This window comes from Candidatus Pelagibacter bacterium nBUS_36 (assembly GCF_051201215.1).
GTDB lineage: Bacteria > Pseudomonadota > Alphaproteobacteria > Pelagibacterales > Pelagibacteraceae > Pelagibacter.
Genome location: NZ_CP172839.1, coordinates 663,598 through 682,714, shown reverse-complemented (window position 1 = coordinate 682,714; position 19,117 = coordinate 663,598). Strand labels below are relative to the sequence as shown.

20 protein-coding genes are annotated in these 19,117 nt (G+C 26.8%); 11 read left to right on the top strand and 9 right to left on the bottom strand.

From position 1 onward, the window contains the following. Positions 1-9: 9 nt before the first annotated feature. The 6 genes from lexA to ACIJYI_RS03715 all read right to left on the bottom strand — a co-directional run bounded on the left by lexA (position 10) and on the right by ACIJYI_RS03715 (position 6,001). Positions 10-687, bottom strand: coding sequence for a transcriptional repressor LexA (gene lexA / locus ACIJYI_RS03740; RefSeq protein ID WP_435089383.1), 678 nt, complete (start codon positions 685-687; stop codon positions 10-12). Positions 688-775: 88 nt separating this feature from the next. Continuing rightward, positions 776-1,567 (bottom strand): indole-3-glycerol-phosphate synthase, encoded by a 792-nt coding sequence (locus ACIJYI_RS03735; RefSeq protein ID WP_435112867.1) that lies wholly within the window; start codon positions 1,565-1,567, stop codon positions 776-778. Further along, entirely contained in the window at positions 1,560-2,552 is a 993-nt protein-coding gene (trpD, locus tag ACIJYI_RS03730) for an anthranilate phosphoribosyltransferase (protein ID WP_435112865.1), read from the bottom strand. Before trpD ends, ACIJYI_RS03735 begins: the two co-directional genes overlap by 8 nt. 4 nt (positions 2,553-2,556) lie before the next feature. Continuing rightward, a complete protein-coding gene (locus tag ACIJYI_RS03725; protein WP_435112863.1) occupies positions 2,557-3,123 on the bottom strand; it encodes an anthranilate synthase component II in 567 nt (188 codons plus the stop codon). After that, positions 3,123-4,580, bottom strand: a complete 1,458-nt coding sequence (trpE, locus tag ACIJYI_RS03720) for an anthranilate synthase component I (protein WP_435114750.1) — start codon at positions 4,578-4,580, stop codon at positions 3,123-3,125. The genes ACIJYI_RS03725 and trpE overlap by 1 nt, the downstream gene beginning before the upstream one ends. Beyond that, the gene (locus ACIJYI_RS03715; protein WP_435112861.1) at positions 4,580-6,001 is read right to left on the bottom strand and encodes a SurA N-terminal domain-containing protein; all 1,422 of its coding nucleotides are present in this window, start codon (positions 5,999-6,001) and stop codon (positions 4,580-4,582) included. The genes trpE and ACIJYI_RS03715 overlap by 1 nt, the downstream gene beginning before the upstream one ends. 56 nt (positions 6,002-6,057) lie before the next feature. On the opposite strand from ACIJYI_RS03715, the gene ACIJYI_RS03710 reads away from it, so the two are divergent. From ACIJYI_RS03710 to ACIJYI_RS03675, 8 genes are read left to right on the top strand one after another with little or no spacing between them, the layout of a single operon-like run. Then, the gene (locus tag ACIJYI_RS03710) at positions 6,058-6,798 is read left to right on the top strand and encodes a triose-phosphate isomerase (protein WP_435114745.1); all 741 of its coding nucleotides are present in this window, start codon (positions 6,058-6,060) and stop codon (positions 6,796-6,798) included. A 6-nt stretch (positions 6,799-6,804) separates the two neighbouring features. Beyond that, positions 6,805-7,104, top strand: a complete 300-nt coding sequence (secG, locus tag ACIJYI_RS03705; RefSeq protein ID WP_271482040.1) for a preprotein translocase subunit SecG — start codon at positions 6,805-6,807, stop codon at positions 7,102-7,104. A 44-nt stretch (positions 7,105-7,148) separates the two neighbouring features. After that, positions 7,149-8,765, top strand: a complete 1,617-nt coding sequence (locus ACIJYI_RS03700; protein ID WP_435114744.1) for a CTP synthase — start codon at positions 7,149-7,151, stop codon at positions 8,763-8,765. Continuing rightward, the gene (kdsA, locus tag ACIJYI_RS03695) at positions 8,762-9,586 is read left to right on the top strand and encodes a 3-deoxy-8-phosphooctulonate synthase (protein WP_435114743.1); all 825 of its coding nucleotides are present in this window, start codon (positions 8,762-8,764) and stop codon (positions 9,584-9,586) included. The genes ACIJYI_RS03700 and kdsA overlap by 4 nt, the downstream gene beginning before the upstream one ends. Further along, on the top strand, positions 9,586-10,842 hold the full coding sequence (eno, locus tag ACIJYI_RS03690) for a phosphopyruvate hydratase (protein ID WP_435114742.1): 1,257 nt from the start codon (positions 9,586-9,588) through the stop codon (positions 10,840-10,842). The genes kdsA and eno overlap by 1 nt, the downstream gene beginning before the upstream one ends. After that, positions 10,842-11,144 (top strand): FtsB family cell division protein, encoded by a 303-nt coding sequence (locus ACIJYI_RS03685; protein ID WP_435114741.1) that lies wholly within the window; start codon positions 10,842-10,844, stop codon positions 11,142-11,144. Before eno ends, ACIJYI_RS03685 begins: the two co-directional genes overlap by 1 nt. Further along, positions 11,134-12,054, top strand: coding sequence for a lipoyl synthase (gene lipA / locus ACIJYI_RS03680; RefSeq protein WP_435114740.1), 921 nt, complete (start codon positions 11,134-11,136; stop codon positions 12,052-12,054). Before ACIJYI_RS03685 ends, lipA begins: the two co-directional genes overlap by 11 nt. Continuing rightward, positions 12,054-12,509: a type II toxin-antitoxin system RatA family toxin gene (locus ACIJYI_RS03675; RefSeq protein WP_435114739.1), complete on the top strand. Its 456-nt coding sequence runs from the start codon at positions 12,054-12,056 to the stop codon at positions 12,507-12,509. Before lipA ends, ACIJYI_RS03675 begins: the two co-directional genes overlap by 1 nt. On the opposite strand, the gene ACIJYI_RS03670 is transcribed toward ACIJYI_RS03675, so the two are convergent. From ACIJYI_RS03670 to ispF, 3 genes are read right to left on the bottom strand one after another with little or no spacing between them, the layout of a single operon-like run. Next, positions 12,510-12,974: a CinA family protein gene (locus ACIJYI_RS03670; RefSeq protein WP_435114738.1), complete on the bottom strand. Its 465-nt coding sequence runs from the start codon at positions 12,972-12,974 to the stop codon at positions 12,510-12,512. It lies immediately after the preceding gene. Next, a complete protein-coding gene (locus ACIJYI_RS03665; RefSeq protein ID WP_435114737.1) occupies positions 12,974-13,465 on the bottom strand; it encodes a phosphatidylglycerophosphatase A family protein in 492 nt (163 codons plus the stop codon). Before ACIJYI_RS03665 ends, ACIJYI_RS03670 begins: the two co-directional genes overlap by 1 nt. Then, positions 13,462-14,562, bottom strand: coding sequence for a 2-C-methyl-D-erythritol 2,4-cyclodiphosphate synthase (gene ispF / locus ACIJYI_RS03660; RefSeq protein WP_435114736.1), 1,101 nt, complete (start codon positions 14,560-14,562; stop codon positions 13,462-13,464). Before ispF ends, ACIJYI_RS03665 begins: the two co-directional genes overlap by 4 nt. A 25-nt stretch (positions 14,563-14,587) precedes the next feature. On the opposite strand from ispF, the gene ACIJYI_RS03655 reads away from it, so the two are divergent. The 3 genes from ACIJYI_RS03655 to trkA are packed head-to-tail and all read left to right on the top strand — an operon-like array spanning position 14,588 to position 19,116. Further along, positions 14,588-16,369: an ATP-binding protein gene (locus ACIJYI_RS03655; RefSeq protein WP_435114735.1), complete on the top strand. Its 1,782-nt coding sequence runs from the start codon at positions 14,588-14,590 to the stop codon at positions 16,367-16,369. Next, on the top strand, positions 16,369-17,724 hold the full coding sequence (locus tag ACIJYI_RS03650) for a sigma-54-dependent transcriptional regulator (protein ID WP_435114734.1): 1,356 nt from the start codon (positions 16,369-16,371) through the stop codon (positions 17,722-17,724). Before ACIJYI_RS03655 ends, ACIJYI_RS03650 begins: the two co-directional genes overlap by 1 nt. Further along, positions 17,725-19,116 carry a Trk system potassium transporter TrkA gene (gene trkA, locus ACIJYI_RS03645; RefSeq protein ID WP_435114733.1) on the top strand — a complete coding sequence of 464 codons (1,392 nt, stop codon included), beginning with the start codon at positions 17,725-17,727 and terminating at the stop codon, positions 19,114-19,116. Position 19,117 lies beyond the last annotated feature (1 nt).

Here is a 19,117-nt window from a genome sequence, read left to right as displayed (position 1 = left end):
ACTATTTTTTTAGAAGTTTCTATATAAAGATACAAGTACACCTTGAACTTTTACTCTATCTGGACCAAAAATCTTAGTCTCATAGTTTCTATTAGCACTTTCAAGAGCTACAACTTTACCTTTTTTACGAATTCTTTTTAACATAGCTTCATGTTCGTCTATTAAAGCTACAACAATTTTTCCATTATCTGCGCTGTCTGTTCTTCTAATTATAACAGTATCACCCTCATTGATGCCAGCTTCAATCATTGAGTCTCCCTGAACCTTTAATCCAAAATAGTCACCATTTTTTTCTAAGTTACTCGGCAAAGGAATTCTTGAAACTTCATTTTGAATTGCTTCTACAGGTGTACCAGCTGCTATTTTTCCAAGCACAGGAACTTCCATTTCGTCAGAATTAATGTTTACTTCGTCTAAACCACCTTTAATTACACTAGGTGAAAAACTGTTATAAATATCGTTGGCTGAGGCGGTTTCTGGTAATTTGATAACCTCTAATGCTCTAGCTTTGTGTGCTAATCTTTTAATAAAACCTCTTTCTTCTAAAGCACTTATTAATCTATGAATTCCCGATTTTGACTTTAAATTCAGAGATTGTTTCATTTCTTCGTAAGAAGGAGACACACCAGAACTTCTCAACTTCTTGTTGATAAATAAAAGCAGGTTTTTTTGTTTTTTTGTAAGCATAAGAACAAATATCGTACAAATAATGTTCTATAAAAGTTCTTCTAATATAACAATAGTAAAAATACTAGTAAAATAGGGGTTTATTTAACTATAAAACTGAAAAAATTGAATTTTTTTCCAAATTTTTCAAAAGTGATTCACCAATTAAAAAAGTATTAATAGATGTTTTGTTTTTTAAATCTAAAAGTTCCTCTTTTGTTTTGATCCCACTTTCAGAGATAAGCGGTCCTTGGTGATTAACTAACACATTATGAATATCGTAGGTTGTATTGATATCAGTTTTTAAAGTTTTTAAATTTCTATTATTAATACCAATTAATGCTTCTTTAAAGTTTAAAGCTTTTTTTGCTTCTTCAATTGTATGAACTTCAACAATAATCGACATGTTAAACTTTAAGGCTTCTTCATATAATTCGTTAGCCAAATCATCTGACACACCAGCTAAAATAATTAAGATTGCATCAGCACCATAACTTTTAGCTAAAGGAACTTGAAATTTATCAATAAAAAAGTCTTTACATAAAATGGGTAAATTTATTTTATCTTTTATTTTACTAATATGAATTAAGTTACCCAAGAAAAAATCCTCCTCAGTTAGAACTGATAAACAGGTTACTTTATTATCTTGATATATTTTTGCAATTTCGACTGGGTTATAATCGTCAATGATAACTCCAGCTGAAGGACTCGCTTTTTTTATTTCTGCAATAATTGAACTTTTATTATCAATTAAATTATTATTAATCTTATTTTTAAAATTAATAAAAGAATTATTTTTATTAATGATTTCATTTAAAGATTTGACGTCTATAGTCTTTTTCAATACATCTATTTTCTCAATCTTTTTTTTGATTATCTTTTCAAGAATATTATCAGACATTTTGTATTTTTTCTAAATGTGAGTAGGATTTACCTGACAATATAAATTCTCTTGAAAAATTATAGGCATCTAAAAATTCTGTAAATTTTTCACTTACTATTAAGCCTGCCGCAGCATTCAAACAGACAGCTTTTGAAAAATCATTATCCTTACCTTTAAATATTTCAATCATTTTATTTGCATTGAATTTTGCATCATCACCCACAAGATTTTCAAATTTTTCAGCATTAATATTCAATAATTTTGGATCAATTGTAAATTCAGATATTTCTCCATTTTTTAATTGTATTACATTTGTTTTTTCATAAGGTGATATCTCGTCTAATCCATCTTCACTATTTACTATCCATGCAAATTTAATATTTAAATTTTTAAGACCTTCAGCAAAAATTTTTAATAATTTTCTATCAAAAACTCCAACGACTTGTCTATCAACTAAAGCGGGATTACTTAATGGTCCGATCATATTAAAGATAGTTCTTTTACCTATTTTTTTTCTAACAGGACCAACAAATTTCATTGCGCTATGATAATTTGGAGCAAACATGAAGCCGAAATTATTATTTTTAATTTCTTTTTCTATCTCTGTGGGTTCAAGATCAATTTTGATTTTTAATGCTTCAAGTACATCACCAGATCCACATTTTGAAGAAACAGCCTTGTTTCCATGTTTTGCTACTTTTGTACCCATACTTGCTAAAAGTAAGGCTGAAGCAGTTGATATATTTAAAGTATTCATTCCATCACCGCCTGTTCCACAAGTATCAACACATTTATCAACTTTCACTCTTTTAGATTTTTCTCTTAAAACATAAACACCACCAGCTATTTCATCTGAAACTTCACCTTTTTCTGAAAGTAGTGTTAAAAAATCATAAATTTCATTTTCACTTGCTTTTCCTGTCATCAACAATTCAAAAGCTGATTTGCTTTCTTCAAAACTTAAATTTTGTTTATTTCTAAGTTTTTCTAAAAATTTTTCCATTTGATTAATAATTTATAAAGTTTTTTAATATTTTAATTCCTAATACAGTTTTAATGCTTTCAGGATGAAATTGCACACCATGAATATTGTATTTTTTATGTTTAACACCCATAATTATACCATCATTGGTTTCTGCTGTTATTTCCAAGTCTTCTGATAATGATTTTTTGTCAATAATTAAACTATGATATCTGGTTGCATCAAAAGATTTTGGAAGGTTTTTTAAAATCCCAATTTTTTTAGATATAATTTTACTTGTTTTTCCATGCATTAATTTTTTTGCCTGAATAATTTTTGAACCAAAAACCTGACCTATTATTTGATGTCCAAGACATACACCAAGAAAAGGCAAATCTTTATGGAGTGTTTTTAAAATATTTATACAATTTCCAGATTGGTTAGGGTTTCCAGGACCTGGCGAAATTACAATTTTATTATATTTTTTTTTAATAATATCTTTTGATGTAATTTGATCGTTTCTTACAACATCTACTTTAGTTTTTAAAGAAGAGAGATAATGGTAAAGATTAAATGTAAAACTGTCGTAGTTATCAATTAATAATATTTTCATTATTTTAAAGCGTTAATTAAAGCCTTGGCTTTATTAACAGTTTCCTCGTATTCATTTATTGGTTTGCTATCTGCAACAATTCCTGCGCCAGCTTGTACGTAAAATTTTTTATTTTTAGCAACAGCAGTTCTTAAAGCTATACAGGTATCAAATTCACCATTAGCTGAAAAATAGCCAATACTTCCTGCATAAACTTTTCTTTTAGTTGACTCTAATTCATCAATAATTTCCATAGCTCTAATTTTAGGTGCTCCAGAAACAGTTCCTGCAGGAAAGCCTGCCAGCATAGATTTAAATTTTGAGAATTTTTTATTGTATTGTCCAATTACGTTTGAAACTATATGCATCACATGAGAATATCTTTCAATAATGAAGCTTTCAGTCACTTTGACTGTATTAATTTTAGAAACTTTTCCAGCATCATTTCTTCCAAGATCTAAAAGCATCAAATGTTCAGAAAGTTCTTTTTTATCTTTTAGCAAATCTTTTTCATAAAAAAGATCTTCTTTAGTTGTTTTGCCTCTAGGTCTTGTTCCTGCTATGGGTCTGACAGTAATCTTATTATCCCTCAATCTAACTAATATTTCTGGACTTGCTCCAATGATTTGAAAATCATCAAAATTAAAGAAAAACATAAAAGGCGATGGGTTTGTAATTCTCAATTTTTTATAAATATCTATTGGTTTTTTTGTTAATTTTGCCTCAAATCGTTGACTTAAAACTACCTGAAAAATATCTCCTAATTTAATGTAATCTTTAGCTTTATTCACCATCTTAATGAATTTGTTTTTTGAAGTATTGGATTTCACTTTAATGTCTTTAATATTTTTTTTAGGTAAATAATTTGAAATTTTTAAAGAAGATTGAATTAGTATTTTAGATAATTCTATTTTAATTTCTTCATATTTTTTTTCATATTCTTTAATTTTTTCATCACTAAAAATATTAATTATATAAAAGATTTCTTTTTTTAAATTATCATAAATAACAAGTGTTCTTGGCCTTAGAAGTCTAACATCAGGTAGATTGAGATCATTTTTGCATTTGTTTGGAATTTTTTCGATATATCGTATTGAGTCATATGAAAAATAGCCTGATATTAAAGAGCAAATTTTAGGTAGTTTTTTTGGTGTTTCAAATTTGAAATCTTCAATAATTTTTTCAATTAATTGATCTGGTCTATCCTTTAATTTAATTTTTTTTTTATTTTTAATTAAGTATGAATTATTGTTATTAAATTCCCAAATTTTGTCAGGGTTTTTACCAAAAATAGTGTATCTACCTTTGATTTTACCTTTTTCAACAGACTCAAATATAAAGCTATTTTTTTCTGTGAGAAAATTATCAATTAGATTTAGAACCTCATCATCATTTTTAACTTTTTTTGATGTATATATTATTTGATTTTTTTTGCTTCTGTGTCGAAACTTAAAATCTTTGAAGTTTCGATTAATTATCATTTGAAATAATTTTTAACTCTATCAATAGTTTTTTGATTTAGTTGAACTTTATATTTATTATTAAGCAATTGATCATAAGATTGAAGAATACTTTTTCTATTGTCCGTGTTTAATTCTTGGACAAATTTTAAGTAATTTTCATCAGTTGAGTTATAAGAATTATCTTTTGCACTAACTATTCTAACTAAATAAATTTTATTATCCTTATCATTTACAAGTGTAAAAGAATTAATAGGAAGGCTGTATAACATTTTTACTGAATTTGCTTCAAAAGTATTGTTATCGTTTATTGAATTAAGTGATATATATTCAGGATTGTTAGCTGACATTTCGTTAAACTTAATATTATCAAATTCTTTTTTTTGAATTTTTTCTAAAATATTTCTATTAAGGTCAAACTTTCCTTTTTGAAAAACTAATTCAGTTATTTCATCTTTGGTAGTTTTGTCATTTAAGTCTGGTCCAAGATCATATTTGTTTACTATTGAAAATAATAAAAAATTATCACCATTTTCAATAAGATCTAAATTTGTTGATCTTTTAGAATAAATTTTATCTTTATTGATATTTTTATTTGATGATGGTGTATATTTACTTACCTCTTTTACATTTACCTTGATATTTTCAAGTATTGTCTCAAATGTATCACCTTGAGATATTTGATTTTCAATTTTATCTATTTCATCAAAAAACTCCTGATTAAATTCTTCTAAACCAATTAAATTTTTAGGATTTAAAACTGCGTATTTAAAATCAATATATTCTCTTTTTAATTGATCTTTATTTTCTTCAACAAATTCTTCTAATTCTAAATTGGTGTATCTATCTTTTTCTTTATATTGACTAGACATTGCAAAATATTCAATATCTATAGTTTTATTCTGCTCTTCGTATTTTTTTTGAGTTAAAAAATCTGGAGTTATTGTTCCAGCACCAATAAGATCAAATAAGTGTTTTTGAAGTTCACGATTTTTTAATTGAAGTTCGAACATGGGAGCGGACATATTATTTGATAGAAGAAATTTTTCATATTTAGTTCTTTGAAACATATTATTTTCATCTTGAAAATTTTTATTTTCTTTTATTTTTTTTAAGATAGTTAATTCTGTTATTGAAAGATCAAAATCTTTAACTTCTAAATCAATTAAAGTAGTTGAAATTAGTCCTGATAATAATTCCTCAATTATATTCTGATCAAGGTTTTCTCTAATTGCTTGTTGTGAAATGTTACTACCATTTAGATAGTCCATAAAATCTTGAGTTGTTACATTGGTCTTATTTATTTTTGCAATATTATTTTGGTTATTAGTACTAAATCCACCACCAAAACCTCCAAATCCAAATGCGATTACTATTACTGCAATTAGGATGACACCTCCTAATTTTTTTCCACCAAAATTTTTCAAAGTTTTAATCATTACGCTATAAATATATTGATCTGTAAAAAACAAATCTATAGATTAAAAATTCAATAATGACAAATAAATATATGTATTTTATAGCAAATTGGAAAATGTTTGGTGATTTAAGAACATTAAATTCACTAGATAGTGTTATAAAATTTTCAAATACTAATAAGAAAAATAAACTTAAAATAATTTATTGTCCACCAAACACACTTATAAGACCCTTGTCAAAAAGATTAAAAAAAACCAAGTTAGAAGTTGGTGCGCAGAATTGTCATGAAAGTGAAATTTATGGTGCTTTCACAGGTAATGTGAATGCAGGAATGTTAAAAAATGTTGGAGCTAAATATATTATATTGGGACACTCTGAAAATAGACTATCAGGTGAAACTGATAAATTAATAAATTTAAAAATCAAAAGCGCGATTAAATCTGGATTAAAAATTATATTTTGCATTGGTGAAACTCTTAAAGAAAAAAGAAATAAAAAAACTAATCAAGTTTTAGCAAAACAAATTAACAATGGTTTAAAATCAATTAAAAACAAATCTAACATAATTTTAGCTTACGAGCCTGTATGGTCAATTGGTACTGGACTAATACCTAAATCAGATGATTTGCTAAAAACTGTTTTGTTTATTAAAAATAGATTTGGTAAAAAACCTCCAAAAATTTTATATGGTGGGTCAGTTAACAGCAATAACATTGCTCAATTAAAAGATATTGACATTATAGATGGTTTTTTGATTGGTGGTGCATCCCAAAGTTCAAAAAAATTTATTGATATAATTAAAAAAACCTTTAATTAGTCCTGCATGGAAAATATATTGTTAGTCATTAACATCATCCTTGCATTAATCTTGGTGTCATTAATATTATTGCAAAAATCCGAAGGTGGAGCACTAGGTATTGGTGTTTCTCAAGAAAACTTTATGTTATCAAGATCTGCTGGTGGATTTATGACTAAGGCTACTGCTGTTATTGCAACTTTGTTCATTATATGCAGTTTAGCTCTCACAATTATTTCAAGAGCAGAACTATCACCGACAAACTCAGTTTTAGACACTATTGAGGAAAAAACTGAAGATACTCCGTCAATTCCTGAAGATAAATAATTAATACTTTTCAATTCATTTTTTATTCGCTATAAGATAATTCCATGGCGCGATATATATTTGTCACTGGCGGTGTGGTTTCTTCATTAGGTAAAGGTTTATCTTCAGCTTCTTTAGCTTACTTGCTTCAATCAAGAGGATATAAAGTTAGAATTAGAAAACTGGATCCGTATTTAAATGTAGACCCAGGAACAATGAGTCCATTTCAACATGGTGAGGTTTACGTAACAGATGATGGAGCTGAAACTGATTTAGATCTAGGTCATTACGAAAGATTTTCAGGCGTATCTGCAAAAAAATCAGATAATATTACAACAGGAAAAATTTATAGTGACGTTTTAAGAAAAGAGAGAAAAGGAGAGTATCTTGGTAAAACTGTGCAAGTTATTCCGCATATTACTGACCGTATAAAAGAATTTATCAAACACGATTCATCCAAAGAAGATTTTGTAATTTGTGAAATTGGTGGAATAGTAGGGGATATTGAAAGTTTACCTTTTGTTGAAGCCATCAGACAATTTTCAAATGATGTTGGTAAGAAAAATGCACTATTTATTCACTTAACATTAGTTCCTTATTTAAAAGCTTCTGATGAAATAAAAACAAAACCAACTCAACACTCTGTAAAAGAATTAAGAAGTATAGGTATTCAACCTGATATAATAATTTGTAGATCTGAAAGACCAATCCCTTTAAATCATAGAAAAAAAATCTCATTATTTTGTAATGTTGATATTAAGAGTGTAATCGAGACAGTGGATGTAAGAACTATTTATGAAGCTCCAATGAGTTTTTTTAGAGAAAAATTAGATCTTCAAGTATTAAATTATTTTAAATTAAAATCAAAAAAACCGGCAAACTTAAATCCTTGGAAAAAAATTACTAAAATAATTTTACAAAATAAGAAACAAGTTAATATTGCAATAATTGGAAAATATGTTGAGCTAAAAGATGCTTATAAATCATTGGATGAAGCATTAACCCATGGTGGAATAGACAACAAAGTAAAGGTCAATCTAGTTAGAATAGATTCTGAAAAATTAAAAATTTCAGAAATTAAGAAAAAACTAAAAAATATTTCAGGCATATTAATTCCTGGTGGATTTGGAAAAAGAGGAACAGATGGAAAAATTGAAGCTATTAAACATGCTAGATTAAACAAAATACCTTTTTTAGGTATTTGTTATGGAATGCAGATGGCAATTATTGAATTTGCAAGAAATCAATTAAATTTAAAAAATGCTACATCAAGTGAATTTGATAAAAATGGTTTACCAATAATTGGCTTAATTAATGAATGGACCAAAGATGGTAAAATGATTAAGGGAACCGATAAAGATCTTGGAGGAACTATGAGATTGGGTTCTTATGATGCAAAACTTAAAGATAATTCATTAATAAGAAAAATTTATAAGTCTAAGTTAATAAAAGAGAGACATAGACACAGATATGAAGTGAACATAGCTTATAAAGATAAGTTTGAGAAAAAAGGGATGATATTTTCTGGTTTATCTCCTGATAATAAGTTGCCTGAGATTATAGAGTTAAAAAATCACCCATGGTTTATAGGAGTTCAGTTTCACCCTGAATTTAAATCTAGACCTTTGGCCCCTCATCCTTTATTCTCTTCATTTATCAAAGCAGCAAAAAATCATAAATGAGTAGTAAAAAAGTTAATTGTGGAAATATAGAAATTTCAAATAATAATAAAATTTGTATTATTGCTGGACCTTGTCAACTTGAAACTGAGCAACATGCAATGGACATGGCAGGTAAAATTCAAGAAATTACAAAAAAATTTGATCTTGGATTTATTTATAAAACTTCTTTCGATAAAGCTAATAGAACTAGTCTAAAAGGTCAAAGAGGAGCTGGTTTAGAAGCATCCCTTCCAGTGTTTGATAAAATTAAAAAAGAATTAAATGTTCCAATTTTAACCGACATTCATAACGCAGAGCAATGTTCGTTATTAAAAGATCATGTTGATATTTTACAAATACCAGCATTTTTATGCAGACAGACAGATCTTCTAATTGCTGCTGCAAAAACTAATAAAATTATAAATGTCAAAAAGGGTCAGTTCTTAGCTCCATGGGACATGGTGAATGTTACTAAAAAAATAGCAGACTCTGGAAATGAAAATATTTTAGTTACAGAAAGAGGAGCAAGTTTTGGATACAATACTTTAGTATCGGATATGAGATCTTTACCGATCATGGCAAAGAATGGTTACCCAGTAATTTTTGATGCAACTCATTCTGTACAACAACCAGGTGGTCAGGGCGAATCTTCTGGAGGGCAAAGAGAGTTTGTTGAATATTTAGCAAGAGCTGCAGTAGCTGTAGGAGTTGCAGGCGTGTTTATTGAAACGCATCAAGATCCTGATAATGCACCATCAGATGGTCCAAACATGGTTCCTTTAGATAAGTTAGAAAATTTACTTAAACAATTAACTGATATTGATAATTTAATTAAAAAGTAGTGAGCAAAATCTTAAAAGTAAAAGCAAGACAAGTTTTTGATAGCAGAGGTAATCCAACTGTTGAAGCAGAAGTCTATGTAAAAAATAATAGCGCATTAGCCATTTGTCCCTCTGGTGCATCTACTGGAACTTTTGAGGCTTATGAAAAAAGAGACAAAAATAATAAAAGATATTTAGGAAAAAGTGTTTTTAGCGCTGTTAATTTAGTTAATACAAAAATTTCAAAAGAACTAAAAGGTCAAAATGTTCATAACCAAGAACGAATTGATACTCTTTTAATTAATCTTGATGGCACCAGACAAAAAACAAACCTTGGTGCTAATGCAATGTTAGCTGTTTCTATGGCTGTTAAAAAACTTTCAGCTAAAGTTAAAAAATTACCTTTATATAAAACATTTTCAGTTAAGAAAAATTTTCAATTACCATATCCTTTAATGAACATCATTAATGGTGGGGCTCATGCTAACAATGGTCTTAGAATTCAAGAATTTATGATCAGACCTGATCGTGCAAAAAGTTTCTCAGAAGCAATGAGAGTTTGTTTTTTAGTTATTAAAAGACTAAGTAAGCTAATTAAAGATAAGGGGTTATCGACATCTGTTGGTGATGAAGGTGGTTTTGCTCCAATGATCAGTAATAATAATCAGGCGCTAGATTTAATTGTTTCTGCAATTAAAAAAGCAGGTTTTAAAAATGGTAAAGATGTTTCTATATGTCTTGATGTTGCAGCCAATGAATTATTTAAAAAGAATAAATACTCCATTCATTCTAAAAGCTTTATTTCGGTTGAAAAATCGATCAAAGAATATCAAAAAATTATTAACAAATATAAAATAAAATCAATCGAAGACCCTTTTGCAGAAAATGATTGGCTGGCTTGGAATAAATTAATGAAATCAGTAAAAGATGTTCAAATAGTAGGCGATGATTTGTATGTAACAAACCTTGAAAGACTTAAAAAAGGATTTTTAAACATTTCATCAAATTCAATTTTAATTAAACTCAATCAAATTGGTACCGTATCTGAAACCTTAGATGTGATAAAATTTGCTCAAACTATAGGATATAAAACAATCATATCTCATCGATCGGGAGAAAGTGAGGATACATTTATTGCAGATTTGGCAGTTGGGACAAACTCTAATCAAATTAAAACTGGATCATTAGCAAGATCCGAAAGAGTTGCTAAATATAATCAATTAATTCGTATTGAAGAAGAACTTGGAAAAAAGGCGAGGATGAATAAAATCAATTAATGCTTAGATTAATAAAAAGAAATTATTTTTTATTAGTATCTATTTTTTTGATTTTTTACTTTGCTTTTAATCTTGTATCAGGTGAAAGAGGTCTTTTTTCATTTATTGAAAAAAAAGAACTTTTGTCCAACTTGAAAAAAGAAGAATTGTCCTTAGTTAATAAGATAAATGATTTAGATCATAAAAATACTTTACTAAGCACCAATTTAGATCTTGATTATATTGAAACACTAATAAGAGAGAGGTTTTTGTTTGGCAAAGAAGGAGAGACGATTTATATAATTAAAAACGATGAAAACTAGACATCCAGAAAAACAAAACAAACCAATAAATCCAATTAAGAAAAAACCTGATTGGATAAGGTCTAAGCTTGTAAATAGTAAAGAGTTTTTCTTAACAAAAACAATTGTAAATAATAATAATTTAGTAACGGTTTGCCAGGAAGCTAATTGCCCAAATATTACTGAGTGTTGGAGTAAAAGACATGCAACATTTATGATCATGGGAGATACTTGTACTAGAGCATGTGCATTCTGTGATGTTAAAACTGGTTTACCTCGAAAACTAGATCAATTAGAGCCAATTAAAATTGCAGAAGCTGTTAAAAAATTAAATTTAAAACATGTTGTGATAACATCTGTTGATAGAGATGATCTAGATGATGGTGGTTCAGAACATTTCTTTGAAACAATAAATCAAACAAGAAAACAAAATCCAAATACTACAATTGAAGTATTAACACCTGATTTTTTGAGAAAAGGGGATTCTTATAAAAGAGTTTTAGATGCAAACCCAGATGTTTTTAATCATAATATCGAAACTGTACCCAGTCTTTATTTAAAAGTTCGACCTGGCTCAAGATACTTTTCATCTTTAGAACTTTTGAAAAATGCCAAACAAGTTAATAAAAATGTTTTTACCAAATCTGGAATTATGGTTGGACTAGGTGAAAGTAGAGATGAAATTTTGCAAGTTATGGATGACTTGAAAGCTGCGGAAGTAGATTTTTTAACTATTGGTCAATATCTTCAGCCATCAACAAAACATCATCCACTTGATAGATATTATACTCCAAAAGAATTTGATGATTTAGGAACAATAGCTAAATCAAAAGGATTTTTATTAGTTTCTTCATCACCATTAACAAGATCTTCGTATCATGCTGATGAAGATTTTGCTCAACTTCAACAAAATAGATTGAACAAACATTAATGCCTAAAGCATCAGTTAAGAGATTAATTGAATGTAAAAAAAATCAACTTGTTGATTTAGTTCTTGATATTGAAAAATATCCAGAGTTTGTTCCTTTTTGTTTGGACTCACATGTTTATGAAAGAAATAAAGAAGGTAATCAAATTTTAATTATTGCTGATCTTACCATTGGTAAAGGACCATTTAAGGATACATACAAAAGTGATGTAAAATTTAACAAAGAGAACAGTACTATAAATGTAACCAATATTGGCGGCCCATTAAATCACTTAGAAAATAATTGGAATTTTAATGAAACAAGAGGGGGCACCGAAATTTCTTTTGATATTGATTTTGAAATCGAAAATAAATTCTTAAATGTTTTGATGTCTAAGTCTTTCGAGTTTGGTTTGAATAAGATAGCAGATGCTTTTCAAAAAAGAGCAGAAGATCTTTATAGACCAATAGAAGATTAATTAAATTAAATTTAAAACTATCTTAATCACCTCTCTAACTGTTAATTTTTGAATAGAATTACGGTTATTAGATTTAAATCTATTTTCTTTAACAATTAAGGTTTTACTTTTTTTAATACCAATATAAACCAAACCTATTGGTTTATTTTTTGAAGCTCCACCAGGCCCTGCAATTCCAGTGATTGAAACATTTATGTTACTTTTTGAAATTTTAGATAAATTCTGGAGCATAGATTTGCAGCACTCTTTACTTACAGCTCCATATTTTTTAATTATGTTTTTATTTACTTTTAAAATTTTAATTTTAGCTTGATTGGAGTAGGTGGTTAGCCCCATTTGAAAATATTTTGATGAGTTGGCTAATTTAGTTAAATTATGAGCCAGTAATCCGCCGGTACAAGACTCAGCCACAGATATAGTTAATTTTTTATTAATTAATTTTTTATGGAGAAGTTGAATACTCATTAGAATTTAAGACTTATTAGGTAAATTAATAACATTGAATACAATCCAGCCATTATATCATCCATGATTATTCCAAAATAATTTTTAAAATTTTTATCAAAATAACTAACTGGAAAAGGCTTTAAAATATCAAAAAATCTGAAGAAAATAAAAGACAACACATAATAAACTTCAATTGGTAAGTTTAGTTGACTGTTTTGACTTAAGTGTAACACAAGGATTAATGGCATAGCTTGGCCTAAAACTTCATCAATAACTATTTGTCTAGGATCTTTATTCTTAAACTCACTTTCTGCATCTTTAACTGCATAAAAAGAATAGAAAAATAAAAGAGTAAAAAAAATAATTGAAAATTTAAGATCTGTGTAGCCAAGGTATTCATATGCAATATAAATAAATACAGTCGTAACTAACGATGTAACAGTTCCTGGTATTTTAGTTAAATAACCATAACCAAAGAAAGTTGATATTAGTACATTTATTTTCTTCATTCTGATATTGAGCAAATAACTTCACAAGCTATTGCTTTTTCCTTTCCAATTAATCCTAATTTTTCAACTGTTTTACCTTTTAAATTAATTAAATCTTTATCTAAATTTAATAAATTTGATAAAGAATTTATTATTTTATTTCTATATTTGGAAACTTTAGGTTGTTCACATATTAAATTAATATCTAAATTATTAATATAGAAATTACCTCTATTTAAAATATCAACAATAGGTTTTAACATTTTTGGTGATCTAATATTTTTAAATTTATTTTTATTATCTGGAAAAAAAGTTCCTATATCTTTTTTTCTCATGGCACCCAATAAAGCGTCTATAATTGAATGTAAAATTACATCTCCATCTGAATGACCCTTTAGACCAGAATGAAAAGGGATTTTAACCCCACCTAAATAAAGTTTTTTATCTTTTATCAATCTATGAATATCAAATCCAATACCAAAATAGGTTTTTGTATTAATGATATCTTCTTTAAAAGTAATCTTATTATTTAGAGCTTCGCCTTTAATAAAATTAATTTTCGAATTATTATCGATAAATAGTGCTGCCTCATCTTGAATTATATTTTTTTGTTTTATAGACAAATCATATATGTCTTTAAATTTAAATGCTTGAGGAGTTTGAGTTAAGTAAGAATTTTTTCTATTAAGATTAAACAATTGATTTTTAACTTTATATTTAATTGAGTCTTTAGAAGAAATAACAGGAACAGATGCTTTATTCTTTTTTAGAGAATTAATTAATTTATTTAAAAGACCAATAGTAAAATTGGGTCTTGCTGCATCATGAATTAAAACATTATTAGGACTAAATTTTTTAATATATTTTAAGGCAATTAGAGAGGAATCAGATCTTTCTTTGCCACCTTTAATTACTAAAACATTTTTTGGTAGCTTAATTTTGATTTGTTTTTTATCATTAGTGACTAAAATTATTTTTTTAAAGAGTTTAGATTCTATTGCTTTGTCTAAGGAATGTTCAAAAAGTGCTTTATTTCTGTATGTTATAAACTGCTTTGGTTTTTTAAAATTAAATCTTTTGCTTTGTCCAGAGGCAAGTATTATAAAATAATTATTCATCTAAAGCGGTGGTTTATATATTCAAATGTTCGATTTTATTAAAAAAAACATATATTTAATAATATTATTTATTATCACATTATCGATAGGTTTTTTAACCTTTTTAACTTTTATTGATAAAGGTTTTATTGATTTATCTGAACAAAATTTACAATTCTTGCTGATACTTAATATTTTTTTTTTATTTTTATTATTTATTTTTATTATCAAAGAAATTAAAAATGCTATTAAAAATGACATTGATAAAGATGGCTTACGATCTAATAAAAAATACATAACTTATTTTGCATTATTTACATTAATTCCTTCAATATTAATTTCTATTTTCTCATTATTTTTATTTTCTTTTGCTCTAGAAAAATATTTTGATAAAAAGGTTACCACAGTTGTTAATAACTCTTATGAACTAGCAAAAAATTATGTTGGGGAAATAAGAAATAAAATTGAATCAGATATAGTTTTAATTGCATTTGACACCAATAAAAGTAAAAAATTTTTAAATGACGATGTCACTGAATATAAAAGATTTTTAGAAACCCAAAAATTAATTAGAAATGTTGATGAAATACATATTATAAAAGCAAATAAAGATGTATTATTTACTTCATTAACAGATGATCAATCATATATTCCACCTGTAGATAAAGCTCTTAATCTTGTTTTAGATGATGATAGACCTTTAAAGATCATCAATGCACCTAAGAATATTTCTGCTGCAATTATGCGTTTACAAAATTTTGATAATAGATTTATTTATGTTGTAAAATACTTAGATGAAAACATTTCAAAGTATCTTACTGAGTCTCAAGAAGCCATAAATTTTTATTATACAGTAGAGGAAAAAAGTACAGGTATTAAAATATCTTTTGCAATAATTTATATTATAGTAGTTAGTGTTTTGTTATTTGTGTCTATATCCATAGCAATTCGTTTTTCTTCAAGATTTTTTAGATCTATCAATAATCTTATTTTTGCTTCCATATCTATTGGAGAAGGAAACTTTGATGCAAAAGTTCCAGAGGTTAAAACAGACAAAGATTTAGAGGTATTAAATAAAAACTTTAATTTAATGATTGATAGATTAAAAGATCAGCAAAATAAACTTATTATAAACGAAAGACACGAAGCATGGAGCAGTTTAGCTAGAAAATTAGCTCATGAAATTAAAAACCCACTTACACCTATTCAATTAACAATCGACAGACTAAAAAATAAATATTCTGATCAATTAAATAACCATGATCAGACAAAGTTTAAAGATAATTTAAAGATTATAAACAACCAAATTAAACAAATTGAAAAACTTGTTAATGAATTTTCAGATTTTGCTAGAATGCCTAAACCTGTTTTTCAAAAAAATGATTTAGTTGACTTGTTAAATGAAAATATAAAATTACTCCAAGAATTAGATAAATCTATTGAAATTATTTTTATAAATAATTTAGAAAATGTAACACTTAATAGTGATAAGGAACAAATTAGTAGAGTTTTTTTCAATTTAATCAAAAACTCTATTGAAAGTATTCATCAAAAAATTGAAAAAGATAGCAATAGCAATAAGAAAATTACTATTGAACTGACTGAGTATAATGATCATATAAACCTAGTTATTGAAGATACAGGAATAGGATTTAAAAATTTACAATCAAATATTGAGAATATTTTAAACCCCTATTTCACAACTAAAAAAGAGGGGACTGGATTGGGTTTATCAATAGTAAATAAAATAGTAAATGATCATAATGGTAATATAAATTTTACTCCAATTGACGATGGCGCTAAAATTGAAATAATTTTTAAAAAATAATGAACCCTGAAATATTAATTGTCGATGATAACTCAGATATAAGAAATATCTTAAATGATCTAATAATTGATGCTGGTTACAAAACAAGGTTAGCTGCAAATTATAATCAAGCACTTGCTGAAATTGACAAAAAATTACCTGATGTAGCTATTTTAGATGTTAAACTTGATAAAGGTGACAACGATGGAATTGAATTATTAAGTCATATTAAATCAAAAAATAAAGATATACCGGTAATAATTATCTCTGGTCATGCAAATATTGAAATGGCTGTAAAATCACTTCAACATGGAGCTTTTGAATTTATTGAAAAACCATTTGATCAAGAGAGATTACTTAATTTTGTGAGTAGGGCTGTAGAAAATTACAATCTTAAAAAACAAAATAAAGAATATGAAACTAAACTATTTTCATCTTATGAACTTATTGGCGATAGTAAAAATATAATGAATATTATTGATCAAATTAAAAAAATTTCTTTAACAGAAACAAGAGTTTTTATAAATGGTCCATCAGGTTCTGGAAAAGAATTGATTGCAAGAAAAATTCATAAAAATTCAAAAAGAAACACGAAACAATTTATTGTTTTAAATGGTGCTTTACTTGACTCAAATAAATATGAATTAGAATTATTTGGAGAGGAAAAGTCTAGTGGTGCTATTTCTTATGGTGCACTTGAAAAAGCAAATAATGGTACTTTATTAATTGATCAAGTTTCAGAAATTCCACTTGATATTCAGTCAAAAATTTTAAGAGTATTAACTGACCAAAAATTTAAAAGAGTTAACGGCAACAATGATATTACTGTAGATGTAAGATTAATATGCTCGTCAAGCAAGGATCTAAAGAAAGAAATTGAAATAGGTAATTTTAGAGAAGATTTGTTCCATAGAATAAATGTTTTTGAAATTAACGTAGAATCTTTAAGTCAAAGAATTTCAGATATTCCTCTTTTAATTAAATATTTTTCTAAAAAAATATCTCAGAACTACAATATTAAAGAATTAGAAATTGATGAAAATAATAGCTATATTCTAAATCATAACTGGAAAGGTAATGTAAGGGAGCTAAGAAATTTAATCGAAAGAATTGCAATATTGCAACCCGAAACAAAAGATAAAATTTCTAATATAATAAAAGAGTCATTAAAAAATACTGATTTTAATGATCAATTGGCTGAAAACAGTCTATCTGTACCATTAAAAGAGGCTAGAGAAAAGTTTGAAAAGGAGTATTTAACTATCCAATTAAAAAAATTTAATGGAAATATATCAAAAACAGCAAACTTCGTTGGTATGGAGAGAAGTGCTTTGCATAGAAAACTTAAAGTTTTAGGAATTAAAGAATTTAATTAAATGAATATAATTATCTGTGGTGCTGGTAGAGTTGGTTTTACAATAGCCAAACAACTTAGTGAGCAAGGTCATTCGATTACAGTAGTTGACCAGTCCAGTGAAGACATTCAAAAAATTGATGAAGCTTTAGATGTTAAAGCAATAGTGGGTAAGGCTACCTATCCATCAATTCTTGAAAAAGCTAATGCGTCTGAGACTGATATGATTATAGCCGTAACTCGGAACGATGAAATTAATATGGTTATTTGTCAAATAGCCTTTTCAATTTTTAATATCCCAAAAAAAATTGCTAGAATTAGATCTCAAGATTATCTTAATCCAAAATTCACAAGAGTTTATAATAAAGAAAACTTACCAATTGATGTGATTATTTCACCAGAAATTGAGATTGCTAAATCAATTCAGAGAAAATTAGAAGCTCCAGGAGCTTTAGATAGCGTACCATTTGCTGAAAATAAAATCCGATTATTAGAAATTCTAATAAACGATAATTGTAATTTAATAAATATTAAACTTAAAGATTTAACAAACAAACACCCCAATCTTGATGCAAATATTATTGGAATAATTAGAGGTGATAAGTTCTTAATTCCCAAAAAAAATGATGATATTAAAAAAAATGATAAAATTTATGCTCTTATCAACTCATCACAAATGGCAGAAACACTAGATGCGTTCGGTCATAACGAAAAAATTACAAAAAAGATTTTAATTGTTGGTGGTGGAAATATTGGTTTTAATTTAGCAAAAAATCTTGAAGAATCTTTAGATTCTGCAAGAGTTAAAATTGTTGAAAAAAATAAAGATAGAGCTGAATTTTTAGCTAATGAACTAAACAATACAATTATTATAAATGGTGATGGTCTTGATGAAGAAGTTTTGGCTGAAGCAAACCTAGAAGAAGCTGAAACAGTGCTAGCTCTTACAAATGATGATGAAGATAATTTAATGGTGAGTGTTCTTGTCGAAAAATTTGCTAAAGATGATAAAAATATTGAAGATAAGAGAACAATGGCACTTATTAATAAGCCAAATTATTCTTTATTACAAAATTCACTTAAAATCGATGACTTAATAGATCCTAGGATGAATACTGTTTCTAGTATTCTCAAACATATACACAAGGGAACTATTGAGAATGCCTATACAATTTTAAATGGAGAGTATGAAGTTATTGAAGCTGAAATAATTGAAACATCAGAATTGATTAATAAAGAATTAAAAAACTCAAATTTGCCAGATGAAATAAGAATAGGAGCTATATTGCGTAATGATAAAGTAATTATTCCAAGATCCAACTTTATATTTCAAAAAGACGATAGAGTAGTTTTTTTAGCAAAAAAAGATTCAATTTCTGTTGTGGAAAATATTTTTAGATTAAGTTCTGTATAAC